Source organism: Pedobacter sp. GW821-FHT01D05 (assembly GCF_059422505.1).
Genome location: NZ_JBWKXA010000001.1, coordinates 858,986 through 882,168, shown reverse-complemented (window position 1 = coordinate 882,168; position 23,183 = coordinate 858,986). Strand labels below are relative to the sequence as shown.

The window sequence follows — 23,183 nt, the reverse complement described above, 5'->3', positions numbered from 1 at the left end:
AGGCATTTGGCGTGCATTCCTAAAAAAATCATGTTAACCATGAAACTCACCATCATCATCATGACGACCTTACTCATGCATGTTAGTGCCAGTAGTTTCTCGCAAAAACTGACCTATACGGCTAAAAATATAACCATAGATCAGGTTTTTAAAGAAATAGAAAAGCAAACCAACTACAGGGTATTGTATGCCACCAACACGCTTAACGATGCGGCTAAGGTGAGCGTAAGCTTTAAAAACACATCAGTTAAAGAGGTTGTTGAGTATCTGTTAAAAGATAAACAACTAACCTACGACATTGAGCTAAACACTGTATTAATCAAGAGAAAAGAGCGCTCATTTATCGATAAAATAGCTTCAGTTTTTACATCTTCGCGCTTTAACGGCCGGATTGTAGATGAAAACAATAGCCCGCTTGTGGGTGCAACCATTACCGTTAAGGGGAGTAAAAAGTATGCGGTAAGCGGATCAACCGGTGCATTCGTACTTGATCTGGAAGAAAATGATGTTTTGATCATTTCTTATATCGGCTACGAAACCAAAGAACTGAAAGTAACACGCGGCTTATTACAAAGTGGTGTAGCCAGTTTACTGGACATTAAATTAAGTCTGGCTGCTTCTTCATTAGATCAGGTGCAGATAATTGGCTATGGCAGCACCACCAAGCGCAATAATACAGGTGCTGTAAGCTCAATTACTGCCGAAGAAATTGGTAAACAAACGGTAGACAATCCCCTACTGGCGCTGCAAGGCCGCATTGCCGGGGTTCAGATTACGCAAGATAACGGTTTACCAGGTGCTGGCGCCAGGATGAACATTCGCGGTGCCTATACCGGCGTTTCAGGTGCAGGGTATATCCCATTGTACATTATTGATGGTGTACCTTTTACTTTATTTAATGGGGCACAACCTGCCACCGATAACCTGAATGCAAACGGAGTAAGCGCTGCAAACGGTGGCGTAAGCCCTTTTAGTATAATTGCACCCGAAGATATTGAGCGGATCGATATCTTGAAAGATGCCGATGCAACCGCTATTTATGGCTCACGCGGATCGAATGGTGTGGTATTGATTACCACTAAAAAAGGAAGTAAGGGTAAAACGGCTTTTAATTTTAACGTGAATTCGGGCGTAAGCAATGTGGCCAACTACATTCCGATGATGAATACGCAGGAATACCTGGCTACACGCAGGGCTGCCTTTGCGCGTTCAGGCGTTACGCCTACAGCAGCAAATGCGTTGGATTTAACAGTTTGGGATCAAAATGCCTATACCGATTGGCAAAAATATTTTATTGGTCAGACCGGTCATACCACTAACGCTACCGGATCAGTTTCAGGTGGAAATGCACAGAATTCTTTCTTGTTTTCTTCAACTTACCGCAAGCAAAGCACCGTTTTTGATGGCGATTTTGGTGCAACTACTTTTTCGAGCAGGTTAAATGCTGGTCATAAAAGCAGCGATGGCCGTTTTAATATAGATGGTTCGGTAAATTATACCTACATGAAAAACCTTTTGCCATCTACCGATTTAAGTACCATTTATAACCTAGCACCCAATTATCCCCTGTACAATGCCAATGGTAGTGTAAACTGGACGACCACAAGCCCGCTTTCGTACAACGCGAAAACAACCAATGCACAAACTACCAATTTGTTCACCAACGTAAACCTATCTTATCGAATTATGGACGGGCTGGTAGTTAAAACCAATTTGGGTTATACTTCAACCCGTTTAAAACAGCAGCAAATTAATCCGGCCAGTTCGCAAAACCCGGCTAGCGCACAGGTAAGCTTGTTAAGATACACTGATAACGACAACAACAATTACATTATCGAGCCACAAGCGGTATACACCACCAAAATTGGCGAAGGTAATCTGGAAGCTTTAATTGGTACCACTTTTCAGCAAACTAAAGCAACCGGAATCTTTTTAACAGGTACGGGTTATAACAACGAAAACCTGATCAACTCATTGGCCAGTGCTTCGTCGGTGGTTACCTCTTATAGTGCAGATGCGATATACAGTTACACTGCAGTATTTGGACGTTTAAACTACAACTGGCAAGGTAAATACATTGTAGATGGTACGTACAGAAGAGATGGTTCATCACGTTTTGGCGGTAACAACAAATTTGGGAATTTCGGTGCAGTAGGAGCTTCATGGATTTTTACTCAGGAAGATTTCATGAAAAACCTTAGCTTTTTGAGCTTTGGTAAATTAAGGGCCAGTTATGGTATTACGGGTAATGATCAAATCCCAAATTACGGTTATCTTGCGCTTTATTCGTCAGCCGGTTCAAGTAACAACTACGATGGGACCAGTACTTATATCCCTTCTAATATTCAAAATCCCGATCTAAAGTGGGAAACTAATAAGAAACTGGATGTTGCAGTAGAATTGGGTTTCTTAAACGACAGGATTTTATTAAAAGCAGATTATTACCGCAACCGTGTTTCCAACCTGTTAAACTTCATTACCATTCCATCTCAAACAGGTTCAACCGGTTATACTGCCAATCTGAACGCAACAGTACAAACCAAAGGTTTTGAATTTGAATTGAACACCATTAACGTAAGCGCCGGCGATTTTAAATGGAGTACCAATCTGAATTTAACCATCAGCCGCAATAAATTATTGGCTTTCGATAATCTTGAAAATACTTTTTATGCCAATTCTTACATTATCGGACAGCCAACAGATATCAGGAAATTTTACAAATATACTGGGGTTAATACGGCAACGGGCTTAGCAACCTACCAGGATTTAAACGGCGATGGGAGCATTAGCTTTTCCGGCGACAGGTATGTGGGCTACTATGGTCACCCTTACTATGCGGGCATGAACAACAGCCTGAGCTATAAAGGTTTTGCACTCGATTTTATGTTCCAGTACAATCACCGTTATGGCGTATTAAATTCGACTTTGAGCTCTAGCCCAGCGGGCATTAATTATACCAACATGAGTACCGCCTTGCTAGATCGCTGGGGAGCTGTTGGCGACACGGCACTTTTTCCTGCGGCATCTACCGTTAACGATCCATCTTATGGAAACTTATCTTCTTCGGATGTGAACTGGGGCGATGCTTCTTACTTAAAACTGAAAACGGTAAGCTTAAACTATACTTTTCCCAAAGCTATAGCCAGTAAGTTAAAGCTTTCTAATCTGGGTGTCTACGTACAGGGACAAAACATTTACACCTGGGCCAAGCAGAAATTCACTTACGATCCTGAAACCACCTTACCGGGTACAGGACCAGGCTTGGGCACAGGTCAGTACATTGCTTTCCCGCAGGTGCGTACCATTGTATTCGGTTTAAATTGTTCATTTTAATCAAGGAAATCATGAAAATTAAATATATTTTTCTCAAAAAAATAATGACATTGGGCTTGGTTTTAATAACAATGTCGTCATGCAAAAAATTTGTTGAAGCCGATTTGGCAAATAATCTTATCGCCAAAGAAGATGCGTTTAACTCCGATAATTCGGCTATCAGTGCTACCTTATCACTTTACTCTTATTATTCAACAGTAGATCACCTAAGATACAGTACCTGGTTTGGCGGTTTATTGGCCGATGAGCTTCAGAATACCACCTCGAATGCTGATTTAATCCAGTTCTCGCAGAATGTGGTGGCACCAACCAATACCAATACAACCAGTTACCTATGGACCTATCCTTATCAAACCATTCGCTATTGCAACCTGATTTTGGATGGAATTAGTCATTCTACCGGAATGACCACGCCGATGAAAAACCAATTAAGCGGTGAAGCTAAATTTTTCAGGGCTTTAACGTACTTTAACCTGGTAAACTTTTATGGAGGTGTACCCATTACTTCAGAAATAAACGAACTGGATAATGCTTTTAAACCAAGGGCTACAATTACGGAAGTTTACGCACAGATTTTTAGCGATTTAAAAGATGCGCAAAACCTGTTACCCACTACTTATGTAGGTAGTGCCGCATTAAAGGTCAGGGTAAATAAATGGGCAGCAACTGCGTTATTGGCTAAGGTCTACTTATATAATAAAGATTATGTAAATGCCGAGGCAGAAGCTACTAAAGTAATTGGTTCAGGCACTTACAGCATGGCTACATTGTCTAATACTTTCGTTAATACCAGTAGCGAAACCATTTTGCAGTTATCTACTTTATTTGGTGCATCGGCCTTTAGCAGGTACCGCACAACCAGTTCGGCAGCTAACGTAGCGCCACCGGATTATGTATTATATAACAATTTTACTAAAGATTTTGAACTGAACGATAACCGTAAAACTTCATGGATTGATTCGACCACTTTTAACGCCATTAAATACTACCGGATTAATAAGTACAAGGTACAAACTGCTACAGCAGCTACTTTGGGTAACGAATACACGGTGGTGTTGCGCTTAGGTGAACAATATTTGATCAGAGCAGAGGCAAGGGCGCAGCAATCTAATATTGGTGGAGCACAAGATGACATCAACGTAATTCGCTTGCGGGCAGGTTTGGGCAATACCACTGCTGCAACCCAAAGTGCACTGTTAACAGCTATTGCCAAAGAACGCAAACTCGAACTTTTTGGAGAATATGGTAACCGCTGGTTTGATTTAAAACGCACTGGGACTGCCGACGCAGTTTTAGGTACGCTAAAACCGACCTGGAAAACAACTGCTCAATTGTTGCCGATTGGTGCAGATCAGATTTTGCTAAATAACAAACTAACCCAAAATCCTGGTTATAACTAAAGATTTAATATTAGTCTGCCTGAAACTAAATTCTGGCAGACTAATGATTCGAAAAAAATAAAATATAAAGCCATATGAAATTATTAAAAACAGCCAGCTCGATACTTTTTTTGGTAGTTGCCCTCCAGGCAGCACAGGCACAAAACACCAAACCAGCCGATACCCTGATTCAATACCTGAATAAACTGGTAGCCTCGAAAGATTCGGCCGATAAGCGTTTGCTGAGAGCCAAATTAGTTGACTTATCTGGTGCTAAAACCGAAAAAGATGTGCTAACGGCAGCGAATTATTATTATCGCATAGGTGATGCTAAAAAATCGGAAGCGATTTATGGTGATATCGCAACGCGTTTCCCTTTGGGTACACAGGCCAGAAATGCCGCTTCTAAAGATTTTTATTTGTTTAAAACCGCTGCAGAAGCTGAAGCCGCTTACAAAGCATGGGTCAAAAAATTTCCACCAACGATGTATGAGAATACAAAGGTAGACGACCGTTTGGCGTACGATTACATCAGGGCATTGATTGCCGGAAAATTTGCAGCAGAAAAAAACGTAACCAAAGCCAATGAATATGCCAATATGCTTGAAGTTGATTTCTGGAAAGGCAACGCTTACTACGGCATAACCAATGCTTTTTACAAAAACGGCGATTTGGCCAACGCCGAAATTTATGCCAAAAAAGGAATGGATAATGCCTTTTCTTATATCGACGGTAAAAAAGGAAATGAGAACTGGGCCAAGTTTTCGGCTTCAGGCTACCCAGGTTCAACCAGTACCTATGCCAATATTTTATTCGATAGAAAAAAGTATGCAGAGGCATTAAAATATTCAGAACTTGCTTATAAAAAATCTACGAGCTTAAGTCCCGGATTAAACTATCGTTATGCACAAATTTTAATGGGCCTGAACAGAAACCAGGAAGCTTACGATAAGCTGGAAGAAGTGGTTAAGGCAGGTAAAGCCTCACCGGAAATGGCTGTCGATTTTAAAAAACTTTATGTAAAAGTAAAAGGCAGCGAAAATGGTTTCGATGCTTATGCCGCTGCCATTAGAAAAGCTTATCTGGAAAACCTGGACAAACAATTAACCAAAGATATGGTGAATGACCAAGCTCCGGCTTTTACTTTAACCGACTTAAACGGCAAACAGGTTTCACTGGCCGATTATAAAGGTAAAATTGTAATCCTCGATTTTTGGGCAACATGGTGCGGTCCGTGCAAGGCCTCTTTTCCGGCAATGCAAATGGCAGTAAACAAATATAAAGACGATGAAAACGTGAAATTCCTTTTTATCCATACCTGGGAGAAAGTAGCCGATCCGGTTAAAGATGCTTCTGATTACATTAAAGGCATGAAATACTCATTTGAAGTTTTAATGGATGTTAAAGATGCCGAAACCAAGGTAAATAAAGTGGTAAGCAGCTACAAAGTAAATGGTATCCCGGCCAAATTTGTAATTGATGCCGCTGGCAACATCAGGTTTAAATTAACTGGTTTTGATGGCAGCAATGAAGCCGCTGTAGATGAGTTGAGTATGATGATTGAGAGGGCAAAAGCCAAATCATAAATTTTAAGAAGTCAGTCAACCACAATTTTACAGCTAAAATTTTGCTAGTAAGCCTTTTAAATAATTATGTTAAGCATAAGTCAATATGTATAGATATTATTTAAGATTGAAAAAGACTTAGATGTCTTAGTAATGACCTTTTGTAAAGGCTAAGAGGCGCAGTCTGCAAAACTGCGCCTCTTTACAGACCAAAAATTCTTTTTGTATACCAGACCTACTTCGTGTCTAACAATTTCAGTGTAAGGGTTAAACCTTTGATTTTGATGATTTTCGGAAGCTCGCTTCTGAAATGAAAGCTTAAAAATTTACACTTTTTAACCTTGCTATAATGATACTATTGCCTTAATGGTGTTCTGTAGATTTTTTTCAAGAACAGAAATAACCACTTTAAAATCAGGTAGATAAATAATTATCTTAGGATATTTTCCTTTTTTACACCGAGCTTTTTCATTTTCGAAACCAAGGTTGAATATGGGAGATTAAGTAATTCTGCAGCACCGCCTGCACCCGCAATTTTACCTTTGCAGATTTTCAGCACCTTCATGATGTGCTCGATCTCGTTTTGTTCCATTGTTTTAACGGAAGCAAAAATTTCAGTTGATTTTTTCTCCCCGCTGTCTTCGAAAATTGGCAGCAGCACATTGGTAATAATTTTTCCTGGAGAAAGTAAAATACTCCTTTCAATTAAGTGCTCCAGCTCCCGTATATTTCCAGGCCAGTTGTAGGCCACTAGTGTTTGCAGCGCTTCATCAGAAATTTTTTCAATCTCTTTACCCAGCAATTTTGAATAATGCTGTATAAAATGCGTGACCAAAACCGGGATATCATCTTTACGTGCCCGCAATGGCGGTACAGAAATGGGAAAAACATTTAGCCGATAATACAAATCCATCCGAAACCTACCCTTTGCCACTTCTGCTTCCAGATTGCGGTTGGTGGCTGCTACAATCCGAATGTCTACTTTAATTGTTTCCTTTCCTCCAACCCTTTCGATTTCTTTTTCCTGAAGTACACGCAACAGTTTAACCTGCAAATCGACCGGCAACTCTCCTATTTCATCCAAAAAAATGGTCCCGGTATTGGCCAGTTCAAATTTCCCGATACGCCTGTCGTGTGCACCGGTAAAGGCACCCTTTTCATGTCCAAAGAGTTCAGATTCTATTAAAGAAGCTGGTAAGGCAGCACAATTTACCTTGATCAGCGGTTTATTTTTTCGTAGCGATTGAAAATGAAGGCTATCCACCAACCGTTCTTTTCCAGTTCCGCTTTCACCCAATATCAGTACTGATGTATCGGTTGGCGCAACCAGCTTAATGTGATTAAATACTGTTCGTAAACTTTCGCTCTGGCCAATAATACCTTCAAAATCTTTATGCTGTACAAAGGCATCTTTGGAAACGTGTTCATTTCTAAATTTAAGTTTCAGCTTTTGTTCATGTAGATAATTAGCAATATCAATTGTAACCAAAACATCTTTTTCCCTAAAAGGCTTGACCAAAAAACCATAAGGTTCGGTTTTCTTGGCTTCGGCAAGAATATCTTTGTTTGAATTGGCCGAAAGGTAAACAAAGGCAATATTTTTTTCTCTCAACGTTTTAGCCAAATCGATCCCCGTTAGCTTGCCTTTCAGATAGATATCCAATAGCACCAGATCAGGCTTTTCCCTTTCTATAATTTCCAGCGCTTTGGTAACATAACTCGCAATGTTACAGACGTAATAGCCTGCCCGGTGAAGAATCATTTCCAGGTTATTTGCCTCAACAAACTCATCCTCAACAATAAGTATTCGTTTCTTCATGATTGGTTATTTTAAGCCAGTACAATATATTGTTTCCGGAACGATGGTTAAATTTACAACAAATAACTATTCTTTTTAAAAATTTCAAGCACCTCATATCCAATAAATTACAAAAAAAGCTTAATACATTAAGTATTAACATGTGATAGAACCTTTTCCTTTACAATTCCTAGTTTAGCGATTTTAGAATTTAAGGTAGAAACCGGTACACCCAATTTACATGCAGCACCATGTGGACCAAATACCTTGCCTCCGCAAAGCCGGAGCACTTTCAAAATATGATCGCGTTCATTCTCATCAATGGTTTTGATATAATCGCTATTGATCTCTTTGCCCGCCTCGTTGTATTGGCCCAGCGACAGATGTAACTCCTTAATGGTATTACCTTGCGTTAGCAATACACTCCTTTCCATTAGGTGTTCTAATTCCCTTACATTTCCGGGCCAAGGGTAAGTCAGCAAATCCTGTGTTGCCTTATGCGAGATATTGAAGACGTTTTTACCTGTATTACGCGAAAATTTGGCCATAAAATGCATGGCCAGCATGTATATATCTTCTTTTCTGTTTCTCAGCGGTGGCAGGGTAATCGGGAACACGTTTAAGCGGTAATATAAATCACTTCTAAATTTTCCACTCTCTACCTCCTGCAGTAAATTGCGGTTGGTTGCCGCAATAATCCGTACATTAATCTTTATCGGGCCTTTGCCGCCCACCCGCTCTATTTCCCGTTCTTGCAAAACACGTAATAGCTTTACCTGAAGGTCGACAGGCATTTCGCCAATTTCATCTAAAAAAAGGGTGCCGTTATCGGCCAGTTCAAATTTGCCAATCCGCCTTTCCGTCGCACCGGTAAAACTTCCCTTTTCGTGCCCGAAAAGCTCACTTTCAATTAGGCTGGCGGGCAGGGTTGCACAGTTCAATTTAACCATCAACTTATCTTTCCTGTGGGAATTGTTATGGATAGCCCGGGCAATCAGCTCCTTTCCGGTACCCGTTTCGCCCAGCAACAAAACAGTACTGTTGGTGAAAGAAACCTGGGCCATCATCCTGAAAACTGCTGACATTTCTGCACCCGAGCCAATTATTTCACTGTGGTTGTAACTTTTTTCAATTTCTTTGAGTAAATAGGCATTTTCTTCTTCAAGCCGCTGTTTATAGCTGTTAATTTCAAGCATCTGGTTTTCTACCCTCTCATTGGCAAGAATATTCGAAAGTGCCACGGATAGCTGTGCGATAATCCCCTTGAATAAGCCATTGTAAAAAACTGTTAATTGTCTGGCATCGGCAGGCTCGATCCAGAGCACACCAATGGGTGTTTTGCCAAAGGTTAATGCAACGCCTACCACTATTTCGATCCCGATAGATTTCCAGAACTTAATATATTCAGGTGTGCCCTGAGTGCTTAAAAGTTCATTGATATTATACACAACCGGATGTGGGGAAACCATTACCCGGTTAAAAACACCATCCTGCACTTTATACCTGGTGTTTAAGGCCTGCCTAAATCCGGGCATTTCTACATAGGGAGCTTCTTTATTGTAAATAAATCTGCCGTGCAATTCGCCACCTTCATGAATCACAGAAATTACATAATCTTTTATCGCACAGAGCCTTTTCAGCCGGTCGCTCATCATCACGTTTAAATCATGTGTGGTTCTAATAGTCGCCATGCTATCGCTAAACGAAAGCAAAATGGTTTTTTCCTCTTCCCTACGGTTAATCTCGTCAAGGTAGAGGATGTTAGAAACTGTAATGCCAATCAGATTTGCAATACCCAGAATCAGATTGCGTGTAGCGGCAGTTAACTCGGTTTTGTTTTCCAGGTAAAAAGTAATCATTCCGAAATATTCTTCTGCCTTTTTTAATACAATACAGATTACCTGTCTGATGCCAGATTCGACCAGTACCTTCAAAGATAAGTCGCTACCCGGGCCGATAGTTGTTTCGAGGTTGTGTACTATGGGCTGTGGCAACAATAAAAAATTGGAAATAGGCATCTCGCTTGAGGAGTAGCAGGAACTAATGTATTGCTTGTAATCGGGATGTTTTTGAAGTACGGAAGCCGGATCGAGCAAAAAAATCTTACAGAGCGGTTCTTCCTGGCTAAAGGTACAGATAGCCACATCTGAAAAATGGAATATAGGCTTAAGTTTACCATTAATCAGCTCGAGCAGCTCTCTTTTGCTTTTAATATCCGCAATATCCATACTGATATCCAGCAGCACGTCGCTCACAGAATCAGAAAAAGCAGCCATAATTTTAAATTTTAGGTGGTTTTTAAGTTAATCCCAGCATTAATATCCTTTACCTGATCTTGATAAAAGATCGTTAAATTTAGCTTGTAAGTCCGGCAAAACAAAGTCTGTTAATAGGTAGGTTATCCAACATTTCGGAATCGATGGCCTTTCTTATGCATTCGAAAAGATATTTTGTTAACCGGCGGTTCATGTTTAACTTCCATTTACCTCACTTTCATAAACATCGTACCAACTAGTTAAACCACTGCAATACAAACAATTGACTTTTATCCACAAAAGTAAAATTAGCGACATTTCGACATTTATCGATCAACATCTAAAAAAAAATCACTTTAATGCCATAGCGCAATATCGCCTAAAGTTAAATTGAATTAACGAAATACCGATATTGCTTAGGCCTATAAAAACACCTAAACAACTGATTAACAACAACTCGCACAACGGCATCAATATTGTTTTCGGGCATAAAAAATACTACGGCAATGAAAAAATTAAATTCAGGCTCAGCCACAGCAGTTGAAACACCAACACTTTTTATTGATGCGGGCGGTAATAAAATTGCTTATAGAACCATTGGGCAGGGCAAACCAATTGTGCTCTGCAACAGGTTCAGAGGCATACTCGATACCTGGGATCCCTTATTTCTGGATCAGCTGGCCAGAAAACATCAGGTAATCATATTCGATTATCCCGGTATAGGCCTTTCTACCGGAGAACTTCCCACCACAAGTTTGGGAGTAGCCGAAGAAGTTAAGCTTTTTACGGAAGCATTAAAACTCAGTTCATTTATTCTGGGCGGCTGGTCGTACGGTGGTACGGTAGCACAAACTTTTGCATCGCACTTCCCTAAAATGATTTCCCACCTGCTATTAATCGGAACAAATCCTCCGGGAAATAATGCCACCCCACCCGAACAGGTATTTTTCGATTCGGCATTGAAACCGGTAAACGACCTGAATGACGAAATTATTCTTTTTTTCGAACCAGCATCCAAATCGAGTGTTAAGGCAGCAAAAGAATCAAATAGGAGGATTGCTCAAAGAACAAAAGATTTGAGCGTAATGGTTACGCCCGATTTATTTGAGCGTTATTTTAAAGGGGGGGCTGATTTTAAGGCAGACAGCTATAACTCACGGGAAAAACTGAGTAACACTAAAATTCCGATCTTAATTTTAATGGGCGACCACGATCCCAGTTTCCCTGTAGAAAACTGGTTTCCGATGGTAAAGCAATGGAAAACTGCACAACTGATTATACTGCCGAGCTCCGGTCATGGCCCGCAGCACGAACACCCAAAATTAGTTGCCAAATATATCGCAGCTTTCCTTAAATGGAGCTAGGTATATTAATACTGACGGATTCCGCATCATATGCAGGAATCTGTCGATAGGTTTTTAACCTGCTTTATGTTTAATTTCAATACCCGACCCGGCACCAAATATGCTTTTCTGCTGCTCAGCAATGGTTTCGTGCGGCGAACCCAAGGCAACCTTACTACAGGCATTTAATCCCTGCATTTCATCATCCGATAAAGAAAAAGCAAGTGCATGCAGGTAATCATCCAGTTGTTGTAGCGTGCGCGGACCAATAATGGTGCAAGCCGAAAGCAGATTGGCAGCATCTTTCTGCCTGAGCCAGGTAAGGGCTACATCAGCTATTTTCATATTTTTTTCCCAGGCAATTTTGGCCACGGCATCGAGGATTAATCCAGCCTGTTCATCATCAGCGCCTTTTACCAAAATACCACCCCAGGCTTTTTGCCTTGAATCTTCGGCCAGATTAACCTCGCGGTATTTTCCGGTTAAGGTGCCTCCAGCCAAGGGCGACCAATATGCTACACCTAAGCCCAATGCTTCGGCCATGGGTAAAAGCTCCCTGTCGGCTGTGCGCTCCAGCAGGTTGTACTCCGTCTGGATGGCAATAATTGGCGACCAGCCTCTTAAATCGGCCATTAGGGTAGCCGTTGCAATGCGCCAGGCCGGAAAATTGGAAAATCCAGCATATAATATTTTGCCTGATTGTACCAAATCATCAAAAGTTCTTACTATTTCTTCAACAGGGGTCTGGTTATCGGTAAAATGGGCCCAGTATACATCGATTCTATCAGTTTTAAGCCTTTTCAGACTGGCTTCAACAGCACGTAGCATACTTTTACGGCTGTTACCCGTAGTTTGGATACTCGAACCTCCTGTGGTAAACTTAGAAGCGATCACCAGCTCCTCCCTTCTCCCCTTTATAAATTCCCCAATCAATTCTTCCGATTCACCATATTGATAACCATCGGCGGTATCAATAAAGTTACCCCCTGCTTCAATATATTTATCGAATATTTTTCTGGCCTCGTCTGCCTGCGTGCCATATCCCCATCGGGTTCCGAAATTACCCGTTCCTAAAACCATTTCAGAAACCCTTAATCCGCATTTTTGTCCAAAAATTTTATTGTTCATCATATAAAGGATTTGTAAAACAGAATAGTCTATTCCAATAGCTATACCAACATACAAACACCTAACAAACAATACGTTATGAACCGGTTTAAAATAACCGCTTATCGAAATAAAAACAATTTGCTAAAAGATTAGCGATCAATAGCGGAATTTTAAAGAAATGTATGGATACCATCCTTCCTTAGAATAAGCTGCTACAACCCTAAACACGGTTAATGATGCCGGCGCAAAGTACAATCCGGCACCTACACCATGGTGCCACTCATCCGATACTTCATCACGTTTCCAAACCCTCCCCACATCGTACATACCCATAAAACCGATCTGACCGGGCAAAACATAGTTTACAAAATCGCCCAGTTTAAGGCGCATTTCGAGGTTGTTAAAAAGGCTATGCTCGCCGGCAAACCTGTATTGGCGGTAACCCAATAAATTGCCCTGTCCACCTAAAAACTGCGCCTGGTAAAAAGCAGGTTTCCCAACCGTAATGCCACCTCCAATTCTCTCGGCAATCACCAGATTGCCTTTTGCATCCAGTTTCTGGTAAACGGCAAAACTCGGATTAAACTGCCCGAAGGAATTGGAAAAACTATTAAAACCCTTATAACCTGTCAGCTTCATATCAAGCAATACACCTTTGGTTGGCAAGAGGTTATTATCGCGTGTATTTAAACTGTATTTTAGAATAAAACCGCCAAACATTTTGCTTTCGGCCACCGTGCTGCTATCTGAGGCATGTAACTGTGAGGCATTATTGATAAAGCGCCCGGTATTTTCATCTTCATCAAAAGTATAATACTGAAAGGTCGGGCCAATACTAAAAATCATTTTTTTGGTGTGCCAGCGCAATGCGGGGCTCAGTTCGTAAAGGTTAAACCTGGCGCGGTAATAACTGATATTATTTTGCGATTCATCAAAAAAGGTTTCGTTGCCCAAGCCAAAAAAGTTTTGGGTATTGCTGGGTGCATAAATATTGCTCTCTATCAAAAAACCGGCTTTGCCAAGGGCCTGAATCCATTCGCCGGTATAATTAAACTTAAATGCGCCGGTTGCAAAGGAATAGAGGAACGAGAAAGATTGTGCATTGCCGTAAGGCAGCTTTCTGAAGCCCGGATTGGTAAATTTAAAAGCCAGGCCCACTGCCAAACCATCATCGTTGTTAAAGCCCAGATTAGGAAAGATAAGATGCCTGCTATACAGATCTTTCGGCTGGTAAGCAACATTTAACGAATCGTTTGCCAGATGCTGCGCCAGTTTAGCAGTATCGTTACCGCTGTATTTAGCAGCCTTTAGATTATAAAACGGAATGCTGTTTCTGGCATTGGCAATCGCATAATTCTTGTCTCCTTCACCGCCAATCAACCTTATTTTTATGCGCGATGTTTTATTATCCATCACCAAGCTATCGCTGCCCTTATGCTGGTACAAGCGGATTTCTTTCGTTACCCCCGGATCAAATTTTCGGCGGTAAATTTCAGCGCCCTTACTGCCATTCCGGGTTATTTTTGTTGCCACCACCAGCAAACCTTTATCGGCCGTACCCGTAATTTCGACCAATTCATTCTTATCGCTCATTTCGATATCTACAATCCGGTTAAAGAAATGGTAATAGGTATTCATCATTTTGGGTAATTCTGCCCTTCTAAGTTTCAACTGTGCTAAAAGCTCGTTGTGCCTGATGCGATAAGCCGGTCCGGGCAATCTTTTTAATGCGGTTTCGAAAAGATCATCTGTCATCAGGGTACAAAATTCGGCAACCACCTGGTTCCAATGGTTTTCGTCTATTTCGTTAAACCAGCGGCTGTTAATTTCCCGGCCTTCCCATAAAAACCAGTTTATGCGTTGTATATTCCGTTCGTAACCTTGCATCATAGGCAAAAGCCATGAGGATTGCGCGTAGCGCTGCACTTTACCATCCGAGCGGTAAAAAACCTGATCACGGTCTCGCGGTACAGGTACATAGTTAATCCCTTTCGGAGATTTGAGCGCATGCCAACGCCACTGATCATCGTGCCGATCCCAATCGCCCAATAATACATCGAGGCATTTTAGCCTGAGCAGCAAATCGGCATTAATGGTATTGTCGTTATCCTCAACCAGTTTGCGGTACATTTTGGCGGTATTATCCGATTTACCTATTGGTTCGCGTTCTTCGAGCAATGCTACTTTTCCGGCAAAGTCGGCAGAAAAATCGCCCAATCCAGGATCCGGAGCTACATAGCCGATAATCGGATTACTGTGCGCCGCACCGATGGCTTTTGCAAAAACCGGAACAACCAACGCCGAAAACGGATGCTGAGCAGACATATTATCTTTTATAATATCGCGCGCAAAAGTTTGTTGCAGACTGGGCGGTAGCAACACTTCAGGATATTTTTCTACACTCCGCAATACCCACTCATTGCCATTTTTATCTTCCAGCCTGATGGATTTAGACTGATTGCCCCCACCTCGCTGCGTGGCTTTTAACCCACCGGCAATAGCCGATAAATGAATAACCGGCAACTTGGTTTCCAGGGCATATTCTTTACGGTAGTTTTCGCCAAAAATTTTGCGGTGGAAATTGCCCACACTGTCATATCGCGGAATCAGTTTGACGAAAACCGAATCGGGCGTATTATTTTTTTGCTGTGCTACTGCACTTACACTGCAAAAAGCGAATGCCAGTAGTGCCACACAGTGGGCAGGTTTTATATTTCTCATGTTTATGGGATGATTGGTTAAAGTTGATTTTAAAACTGTAAAAAGCCAAATAGCAAAGGCCGTGCCCACATATAAAACACTGAAAAACTTACACTTACAAGCAAAAAACACTAAAATCATCAGCGATATATCGAAAACAGAGCGAGCCTTAACGATATATCGCTAATTTAATTACAAAAAATAAATACTGAATAGCCATTTGGCTGGGATTTTTATTCTTTTAAAAAAAGTTTGAGTATTTTTATGGGGTAACCAAACTAAAACAACTTTTAAAGACTGGAAAAATGCCAGCACCTGCAAATCCTTTTAATCGTTCCCCTGTAAACATTTACGGACATTTTCAGGCATGCGGGCAGCTACCGGTTACTGATTAAAATTTAACAATGCAGCGGACTGGCTTTACAGGTAAAAGCAATGTTATTAAACCAGCCTTTTCCTGGCTTTTATGGCATAAAAAATGTAATGCAGCTTGCCAAAAGCAATTTCCTGATCGGGAGAAAAACCGGTACCTGAAATAACCATTTATGAAACAAGCATGAAAGCAATAAAAACAGCCTGTATTTTTATCCTTTTCTTAATAAGCAGCAATTTTAAAACTGTTGCATTACCGCTGTATGTTCCAATTTCAGACATAGAAGCGAAGAATATTCTGCTATCTATCCATAAAATCCCTGAGAATAAACAAAAGGTAGAGATCTTGCTGGATCTGGCTTACTATTACTTGAGCAGAGCTGAAGAGTCCAGACCAGATTTGGATTCGGCAAGCGCCTACATTTCGCAAGCTACCGAACTGGCCGAAAAATTAAACTTCACCAAAGGAAAATTAACAGGTATCCTGTTTACAGGAATATGGAACCGTGAGAAAAAGAATGAGGCGAAGGCCGTTGTAATTTACAAAAAGGTGCTCGCGGCAGCACAAAAAGAAAAATTATATGAGCTGGAAGGCAGAACCTGGTATGAATTTGCCATTCTGCAGGATAAGCCAGCGCGTTTAAGCTGTTACCAAAAAGCCAGATTATGTTATCAGAAGGCAGGTGATAAACTACGGGTTAATTATATGGATATCCTCAGGGACTGGGCTGGCGAAATCTCTGTTAAAAACCAGTATTTCCCTGGAAACCTCCAAATTAGCCCCGCTAACATCCCCGCTATAAAACAAAGCCTGGCGCAAACCAAATCAGAAAAAGAGCGGCTTGATTTACTCCTTAAACTGGCCAGCATTTACATTTATCGCCCCGGAGAAGAAAAGATACATATCGACAGTGCCGTTTTTTTACTGGAACAAGCCAAACAGTTAAGTTTAAAATTAAAGGATAAGCACAGCTACAACGAATACTTATTACTCTGGGCTTCGGCTTATCAGGATCGAAATGATACTAACGGTAGCCGGGCGATCCTTAAAATGTTAACGGATTCTTCGCGCATTAAACTTCTGGTTAACCTTAGCGATCACTATTGGTTTTCGGCCTATAAAACCCCGGGCAAAATTAATGTCAGCTATATAGATTCGTCTTACCTGCTTAATCAACAGGGTTTAAAAGAAAGTATGCGGCTAAAGAAGCCCTTATACATTAAACAAAACATGGACCGCTTGTTACGGATATGCGATTACCGCAAAAGGGACAGTAAAACAGCGCCTGAAACTATTTACACCTTTATTACCGATAACCAACAGGCTGCAGGATACCCTTCGAAAGCTAAAATTTACAGCATCTTTTGCGGTGATTACAACAACAGGGGGAATTTTTACAAGGCACTTTATTATGCTCAACTTGCTGAACAAAACCTGAACAGCCGGCTTAGCGATGATGATAAGCTTTCAGTTTACACCAACTTGTTACTGCTTTACAAACGAAGGGAGAATTACAAAAAGAGCCTGGTATTTCACGAGAAAATAATGGATGATGCGCCAGTTATGCGCAAAAAGATCCTCATATATTCGATTGTTTCGAGTTATGCCGAGTGTTTAATCGCTATGAAGCAACCCAAAGCTGCATTAAACTACATCCAGCAAACGTACATTAAAATGCCACCCGACCGGGAAGAGGCTTTTGTATACTATCACGTAGCACTTGGCCACTGCTACAAGGCACTTAACCAATTCGATCTGGCTGAAAAAAACTATAAAGAAGCGATCAAATTCCGTGAGCGCCAGAGAGGTTACACCACTTTATTATATAATGACCTTGCAGCTTTGTACGCTTCAAAAAAAATGTTTAAAGAAGCCAGCGAAACCTTTAAAAATTATGAGGGTAAAATTAACGCCTCCCCGACCCTGATCCCTTTTTTAAGCCTCAAATCGCAGATTGATTCGGCCATGGGCGATTATAAATCGGCCTATAGTTTATTGTCGATTAGCAAAAAACTGAGTGATTCTGTGTATGCGGTGAGTAAAGATAAGCATACCCAAGAGCTGGAATTTCAATACCAGACTCAAAAGAAAGAAGCTGATCTCAGGTTAAAGGATGATAATATCCGTTTTTTGAACCAAAGTGCAGAACTACTCAAACAAACCGCCCAAAACCAGGAGGCACAACTAAAGGAAGCCAGTTTAATTGCACTTAAAAACATTAGCGATTTAAAGTTAAAGCAAAAAGATATCGACCTTTTAAATCAAAAATCGAAACTGCAGTTAAGTAACATGCAAAAACAGGAGTTTCAACAAAAAGTGGCTATCGGGGCGGCAGTTATGTTATTGCTGCTCACCTTGTTGTTATATCGTTTATACCATTTAAAACGAACAGGTAATAAACAACTGGAAATACAGCAGCATAAAATTGAGCTCAGTAACAATAAACTGAGAACCCTACTGGAAGAAAAAGAGTGGCTGTTAAAAGAAATCCACCACCGGGTTAAAAATAACCTGCATACGGTAATGAGTTTGCTCGAATCGCAATCGGCCTATTTGGAAAACGATGCACTAGAGGCAGTCAGAAACAGCCAGCACCGCATATTCGCCATGTCACTTATCCATCAAAAACTATATCAAACGGATGATGTAAAAACCATTAACATGGCCCAGTACATACCAGAACTGGTTAATTATCTGAGCGATAGCTTTGATACAGGGAGCAATATCCAGTTTAACTTAGCTATTGAAAACATTGAATTTGGGGTATCAGAAGCTGTTCCGCTTGGCTTGATTATTAACGAGGCGATTACAAACTCATTGAAATATGCCTTTAAAAACGTTCCCGTTGGTCAAATCAGCATTAGTTTACAAGAGATCAGCCCGGAAATTTACGAATTAACGATGCAGGATAACGGAATTGGTCTGCCAGATGATTTTGAACTAAAAAATGTAAAATCACTCGGAATAAAACTAATTAAAGGCTTAACCGGGCAACTGGAAGCCGACTTACGGATAGAAAACAATAAAGGGACAAAAATTACCATTTCTTCGCTTTCCCTGCACAATCCGTTCATTAAATCGATGCAAAACAATGCAGACCTGGAGTCGGTAGCTTAAAATTAACAAAGCATAAGGCCGCCGCCCTATGCTTTGCTGGTTAATTTATTTGGCAGCGCCCTTTGCTGCTTCTTCAATTACCTTAGCCACGGCTTCGGGCTGTGACATAAACACCAAATGACTGCCTTTAATTTCGCTCACCTTAGCACCAGCCCTTTTTGCCATAAAGCGTTCGGCATCTGGCGGAATGGTATTATCTTCGGTGGCTACAATGTACCAGCTGGGCTTTGTTTTCCAGGCTGCATTTTTGATGGCATGGCCAAATACAGCTGCCGAAACCGGAATCTGTGAGTCGGCAAGAAATTCTGCTTTTTCTTTTGGCAGATCAGCACAAAAACCAACATGAAATTTAGCCTTATCGTACCAGATATAGCCATTTTCTGGTGGTAATATGCCCGACTTTGGATTTGGTGGTCCTGATTGCAACAATTTCAATAAGGTTTCGCCATTATCGGGCACAAAAGCTGCAATATAAACCAAACCAACTACATTCTCGGCGCTACCAGCTTCGGTAATAATTGCACCGCCGTAAGAGTGGCCAACCAGTAAAACCGGTCCCTGTTGTCTTTTTAATACCAGCGAAGTTGCCGCTACGTCTTCGGGCATCCCTGTATTGGGGTTGCCTACCACGCTTACCTGGTAACCTTTCTTTTTCAAGATTTTGTACACTGCTTCCCAGCCCGATCCATCAGCAAAAGCACCGTGCACCAGTACAATATTTTTGACTGGCGTTTGGGCATATGTGTTTAAGGCAAAAAACAGCAGCCAAACTAGTAAGGCAATGCTCATTAGCCATTTAATTTTCCTGGTAAACATTTCTTTTTCCATTTTTTTTAGTTTTTAGGTTTAACATTTTCATCAAGTTATACCATTTTTATACCGAATAAACAAAATACTGATTAACAAGTAATTACATTAAAAACAACAATTTAAGGACAACGATATATCACTAAAAAGCGAAAATACAATCAAGGATCGGCTATTCAGCTATCTGATATAAAGGCTTTTAATTTAGTTTTCAAATGGAAACAGTGTTCCCAATGGGCACTAAAAGTAATTCCATTCCTTTTGCGCTAAATTTTTGCAGTGCTGCTTCATGATCGAGAATTATATAGTCGAAGGTATCGTAATGTACGCCCATTACCTTTTTAACCCCTACCATTTCGGCAGCGATAATGGCATCATCAACACCCATGGTTAAATCATCGCCAATTGGAAAAACGGCAAAATCGAGCGCGGCCCATTTAGGGATCAGTTGCATATCCATGGTCAATGCCGTATCACCACTGTAATAAAATTTGCCTTCCGGGGTATCCAATACAAAACCACTGGCTACCCCACCGTAACTACCATCGGGCATACTGCTGGAGTGCTGTGCAATTACACATTTCACTTTTCCAAAATCAAAAGTCCATGTTCCCCCGGGGTTCATCGGGTGTGTATTTTCTACCCCGTTTGCATTAAGCCAATCTTTAACCTCCCAGGTGGCTATAACTTTTGCACCTGTATTTTTTGCTATCCTTTCCACATCTAAAATGTGATCGAAATGTCCATGCGAGATAAAAATATAATCGGCTTTAATGTCGTCGATCTTAATTTCTCGGGCCAGCTCATTTTCCGTAATGTAAGGATCGAATAGGATGTTTTTATTGCCTGCTTTTACCGAAAAGCAGGAATGACCGTAATAAGTAAGTTCCATGTTTTTGTTTATTTAAGATTAAAAATGGTTTTTCATTAATGGATAAACGGGTGTACGCTGCCCTGACGTCAGAAAAAAGGTTCTTTTATTCGTGCGCAAATCACCAGCGACGAGCCTTTTCAAATCGGTTTCGTTTTCTTTAAAGTGTGTCCATCCACGGGTATGCACCGGAAATACTTTCTTTGGATTCAATACACTTACGGCTTGCAACAACTCTTTACCATCCATGGTATATTTGCCCAAACCGGTCAGGTAGCGGAACTGCACTCCACCCACGTTTAAAATCGCGATATCAATTTTAAAGCGCCTTGCTATTTCTTCAATCCCCTTAAAAAATACGGTATCACCAGAAAGGTAGATTACCCCGTTTTCTTGCTCATCAAACTCAATAACAAAACCGATAACCTTGCCCGAAACAAACTCCGGTAGCCACCAGGGCCTATGTTGTGCCGGCGTTGCCGTAATTTTTAGTCCCTTTACCTTATTGTTGTAAATGTGGTAGGTATCCCAGTTGTTCAGCCCGGTCACTCCCGCCAAAACCTTACTGGCTGGCACGGTAGAAATAATTAAGCCTACATTTTCCAAAAATGCCTTCCCGGCAGTATCCAGATTATCTTTATGCTGGTGATGACTGAGCAATACCAGGTCGATATTCTCCAGTTGTGAGGCCGTGAGCCCTGGATTTTCTGTCTTTCGGGATACTGCCCCATAACCATGATAATAAAGTTTGCCTGCCAGGTCTAAAGTAGGATCGGTGAGAATCCGGTAGCCATTTATTTCTAAAAGGATACAGGCTGTATCGATATGGGTGATATTGATTTGCACGTGAGTAATATTAGCTGAATTGGACCATTGCAAAATGCCTACCAACAAAATAAAACGCTATATAACAACACTTTACAGAAATTACTCATCTTATACGCATAGCGATATTTAAACATTTATCGATAAGCCAGTCTGTAAACATCTACCTCTAGAGCTGCCGGTACCTTAAAGGTTTGTCTACCTACCCTATCTGTTCTTTCATTCATTGAAGGGTAATTATTGAATTGTTGATACAGCGAACTTTTTGTAAACATGGTGAAGCGAAACCAATAACAAAACACTCATTAACAAGCAAATACAACCATACAATCCATTCTAATGATATCGCCATATCGAAAATATGCTTGTGTATCGGTAATCAGCCTTTGATAGCCATTTAAATCGATCAGAGCAGTACGAACCAGTAGGTTTCTCCATACCTTAAAAGTCCATATTTCAACTTTTAGCGGAATTTCGTTTATTTCACAAAATGCTAAAATACAACAAACAATCTGACTATCAACAATTTAAGCAATCGGCATGTATTTGGCTAATTGGGCTGCACAGATTGACCTGAATGCAATTTGAAAACTTAAAACCTCCAATTAAACCATTACAAAAATGAAAATCCCAAACCACAACTTGCTAAAAAAGACCGCTTTCCTCATTACCTTCATATTACTAAGTTACAAGGTCCGGGCCCAGGTAGATTATTCAACCGACCCACACCTTTCGCCAGCGGTAAAGGCTTTTTTGAAGCCACTTAACAGCGGTGGCCAGCCGCTTGAAACCATGTCTGTAGCAGATGCCCGAAATGTTTTAGTCGGCGCACAGGCGGCTTTTAAAGTTGATTACTCCGGGATAACCGAATCTGAAAAAGTTATTGATATCAATGGCATAAAGATTACACTAAATATTGTCCGCCCTAAAAACAGCAGTGGCAAAATCCCGGCGTTTTTATTTATTCATGGTGGTGGCTGGGTGCTGGGCGACTACCCTACTCATAAACGCATGGTAAGAGACTTAGCTGTACTCACTGGTTTTGCCGGTGTATTTGTAAACTACACGCGGGCACCCGAAGCAAAATATCCACAACCCGTTAACGAGGTATATGCTGCAGCCAAATGGCTAAAACAACATGGTAACGAACTGAATATTGATGGCAATAAAATGGGAATAGTAGGCAACAGTGCCGGCGGGAATCTGGCCACAGCATCTACATTAATGGCCAAGGCCAACGGCGAAAATTTATATCAGGTACAGATTTTATTCTGGCCGGTAACCAATGCCGAATTTACCAACACCTCCTATCAACAATATGGTGCACAGCGGTTTTTAACTACCCCATTAATGAAATGGATGTGGGATCAATATATTCCGGCAGACAAGCGAAATGAAATTTATGCATCGCCATTAAAGGCGTCTTTGCAGGAACTTAAAGGCCTGCCTCCAACGCTGATCCAGGTGGCTGAGAATGATATCCTGCGTGATGAAGGTGAAGCCTACGGAGTAAAGCTTAGCGAAGCAGGTGTTGTGGTAACGACGGTACGTTATAACGATGTGATCCACGATTTCGGCCTCCTTAACGGGCTTGCAGAAATTCCCCAAACCAAATCGCTGTTTTTGCAGGCTGCTGCTGAATTGAAAAAATATCTTAAATAAAAATCAAAGCCCCGTTTAGCCGATGATGCACCGGTCAATGATTCA

General features: G+C 41.0%; 13 protein-coding genes. 6 read left to right on the top strand and 7 right to left on the bottom strand.

Annotated elements, in window-relative coordinates; all coding sequences use genetic code 11:
• Positions 1–39: 39 nt before the first annotated feature.
• The 3 genes from AC07VK_RS03580 to AC07VK_RS03570 all read left to right on the top strand — a co-directional run bounded on the left by AC07VK_RS03580 (position 40) and on the right by AC07VK_RS03570 (position 6,298).
• Positions 40–3,333 (top strand): SusC/RagA family TonB-linked outer membrane protein, encoded by a 3,294-nt coding sequence (locus AC07VK_RS03580; RefSeq protein ID WP_492958377.1) that lies wholly within the window; start codon positions 40–42, stop codon positions 3,331–3,333.
• Positions 3,334–3,344: 11 nt separating this feature from the next.
• Complete coding sequence (locus tag AC07VK_RS03575) at positions 3,345–4,733, top strand: RagB/SusD family nutrient uptake outer membrane protein (RefSeq protein WP_492958375.1); 1,389 nt, start codon at positions 3,345–3,347, stop codon at positions 4,731–4,733.
• 74 nt (positions 4,734–4,807) lie between these two features.
• Positions 4,808–6,298, top strand: coding sequence for a redoxin domain-containing protein (locus tag AC07VK_RS03570; protein ID WP_492958373.1), 1,491 nt, complete (start codon positions 4,808–4,810; stop codon positions 6,296–6,298).
• Positions 6,299–6,707: 409 nt separating this feature from the next.
• Here the strand turns inward: AC07VK_RS03570 and AC07VK_RS03565 are convergent, their stop codons facing one another.
• Together AC07VK_RS03565 and AC07VK_RS03560 are read right to left on the bottom strand one after the other, a co-directional pair.
• Positions 6,708–8,096, bottom strand: coding sequence for a sigma-54-dependent transcriptional regulator (locus tag AC07VK_RS03565; protein WP_492953298.1), 1,389 nt, complete (start codon positions 8,094–8,096; stop codon positions 6,708–6,710).
• A 128-nt stretch (positions 8,097–8,224) separates the two neighbouring features.
• Positions 8,225–10,351, bottom strand: a complete 2,127-nt coding sequence (locus tag AC07VK_RS03560) for a sigma 54-interacting transcriptional regulator (protein ID WP_492953297.1) — start codon at positions 10,349–10,351, stop codon at positions 8,225–8,227.
• A gap of 485 nt (positions 10,352–10,836) precedes the next feature.
• On the opposite strand from AC07VK_RS03560, the gene AC07VK_RS03555 reads away from it, so the two are divergent.
• Complete coding sequence (locus tag AC07VK_RS03555; protein ID WP_492958371.1) at positions 10,837–11,694, top strand: alpha/beta fold hydrolase; 858 nt, start codon at positions 10,837–10,839, stop codon at positions 11,692–11,694.
• 54 nt (positions 11,695–11,748) lie between these two features.
• Here AC07VK_RS03555 and AC07VK_RS03550 read toward each other — a convergent pair whose 3' ends face one another.
• Both AC07VK_RS03550 and AC07VK_RS03545 read right to left on the bottom strand, forming a co-directional pair.
• A complete protein-coding gene (locus tag AC07VK_RS03550) occupies positions 11,749–12,804 on the bottom strand; it encodes an aldo/keto reductase (protein ID WP_492958369.1) in 1,056 nt (351 codons plus the stop codon).
• Between the two features lie 135 nt (positions 12,805–12,939).
• Complete coding sequence (locus AC07VK_RS03545; protein WP_492958367.1) at positions 12,940–15,504, bottom strand: BamA/TamA family outer membrane protein; 2,565 nt, start codon at positions 15,502–15,504, stop codon at positions 12,940–12,942.
• 535 nt (positions 15,505–16,039) lie between these two features.
• On the opposite strand from AC07VK_RS03545, the gene AC07VK_RS03540 reads away from it, so the two are divergent.
• Positions 16,040–18,973, top strand: a complete 2,934-nt coding sequence (locus AC07VK_RS03540; protein WP_492958365.1) for a tetratricopeptide repeat-containing sensor histidine kinase — start codon at positions 16,040–16,042, stop codon at positions 18,971–18,973.
• Positions 18,974–19,018: 45 nt separating this feature from the next.
• On the opposite strand, the gene AC07VK_RS03535 is transcribed toward AC07VK_RS03540, so the two are convergent.
• From AC07VK_RS03535 to AC07VK_RS03525, 3 genes are all read right to left on the bottom strand, one after another.
• Complete coding sequence (locus tag AC07VK_RS03535; RefSeq protein WP_492953292.1) at positions 19,019–19,801, bottom strand: alpha/beta hydrolase; 783 nt, start codon at positions 19,799–19,801, stop codon at positions 19,019–19,021.
• A gap of 190 nt (positions 19,802–19,991) precedes the next feature.
• A complete protein-coding gene (locus tag AC07VK_RS03530) occupies positions 19,992–20,672 on the bottom strand; it encodes a metal-dependent hydrolase (protein ID WP_492958363.1) in 681 nt (226 codons plus the stop codon).
• A gap of 18 nt (positions 20,673–20,690) precedes the next feature.
• Positions 20,691–21,497, bottom strand: a complete 807-nt coding sequence (locus tag AC07VK_RS03525; RefSeq protein ID WP_492958361.1) for an MBL fold metallo-hydrolase — start codon at positions 21,495–21,497, stop codon at positions 20,691–20,693.
• Between the two features lie 600 nt (positions 21,498–22,097).
• Here AC07VK_RS03525 and AC07VK_RS03520 point away from each other — a divergent pair.
• Positions 22,098–23,138 carry an alpha/beta hydrolase gene (locus AC07VK_RS03520; RefSeq protein ID WP_492953289.1) on the top strand — a complete coding sequence of 347 codons (1,041 nt, stop codon included), beginning with the start codon at positions 22,098–22,100 and terminating at the stop codon, positions 23,136–23,138.
• Positions 23,139–23,183 lie beyond the last annotated feature (45 nt).

Bases quoted from the DNA above. Each gene is read 5' to 3' on its own strand.
- AC07VK_RS03580 (WP_492958377.1), top strand. From the start codon at position 40: ATGAAACTCACCATCATCATCATGACGACCTTACTCATGCATGTTAGT.
- AC07VK_RS03575 (WP_492958375.1), top strand. From the start codon at position 3,345: ATGAAAATTAAATATATTTTTCTCAAAAAAATAATGACATTGGGCTTG.
- AC07VK_RS03570 (WP_492958373.1), top strand. From the start codon at position 4,808: ATGAAATTATTAAAAACAGCCAGCTCGATACTTTTTTTGGTAGTTGCC.
- AC07VK_RS03565 (WP_492953298.1), bottom strand. From the start codon at position 8,096: ATGAAGAAACGAATACTTATTGTTGAGGATGAGTTTGTTGAGGCAAAT.
- AC07VK_RS03560 (WP_492953297.1), bottom strand. From the start codon at position 10,351: ATGGCTGCTTTTTCTGATTCTGTGAGCGACGTGCTGCTGGATATCAGT.
- AC07VK_RS03555 (WP_492958371.1), top strand. From the start codon at position 10,837: ATGAAAAAATTAAATTCAGGCTCAGCCACAGCAGTTGAAACACCAACA.
- AC07VK_RS03550 (WP_492958369.1), bottom strand. From the start codon at position 12,804: ATGATGAACAATAAAATTTTTGGACAAAAATGCGGATTAAGGGTTTCT.
- AC07VK_RS03545 (WP_492958367.1), bottom strand. From the start codon at position 15,504: ATGAGAAATATAAAACCTGCCCACTGTGTGGCACTACTGGCATTCGCT.
- AC07VK_RS03540 (WP_492958365.1), top strand. From the start codon at position 16,040: ATGAAAGCAATAAAAACAGCCTGTATTTTTATCCTTTTCTTAATAAGC.
- AC07VK_RS03535 (WP_492953292.1), bottom strand. From the start codon at position 19,801: ATGGAAAAAGAAATGTTTACCAGGAAAATTAAATGGCTAATGAGCATT.
- AC07VK_RS03530 (WP_492958363.1), bottom strand. From the start codon at position 20,672: ATGGAACTTACTTATTACGGTCATTCCTGCTTTTCGGTAAAAGCAGGC.
- AC07VK_RS03520 (WP_492953289.1), top strand. From the start codon at position 22,098: ATGAAAATCCCAAACCACAACTTGCTAAAAAAGACCGCTTTCCTCATT.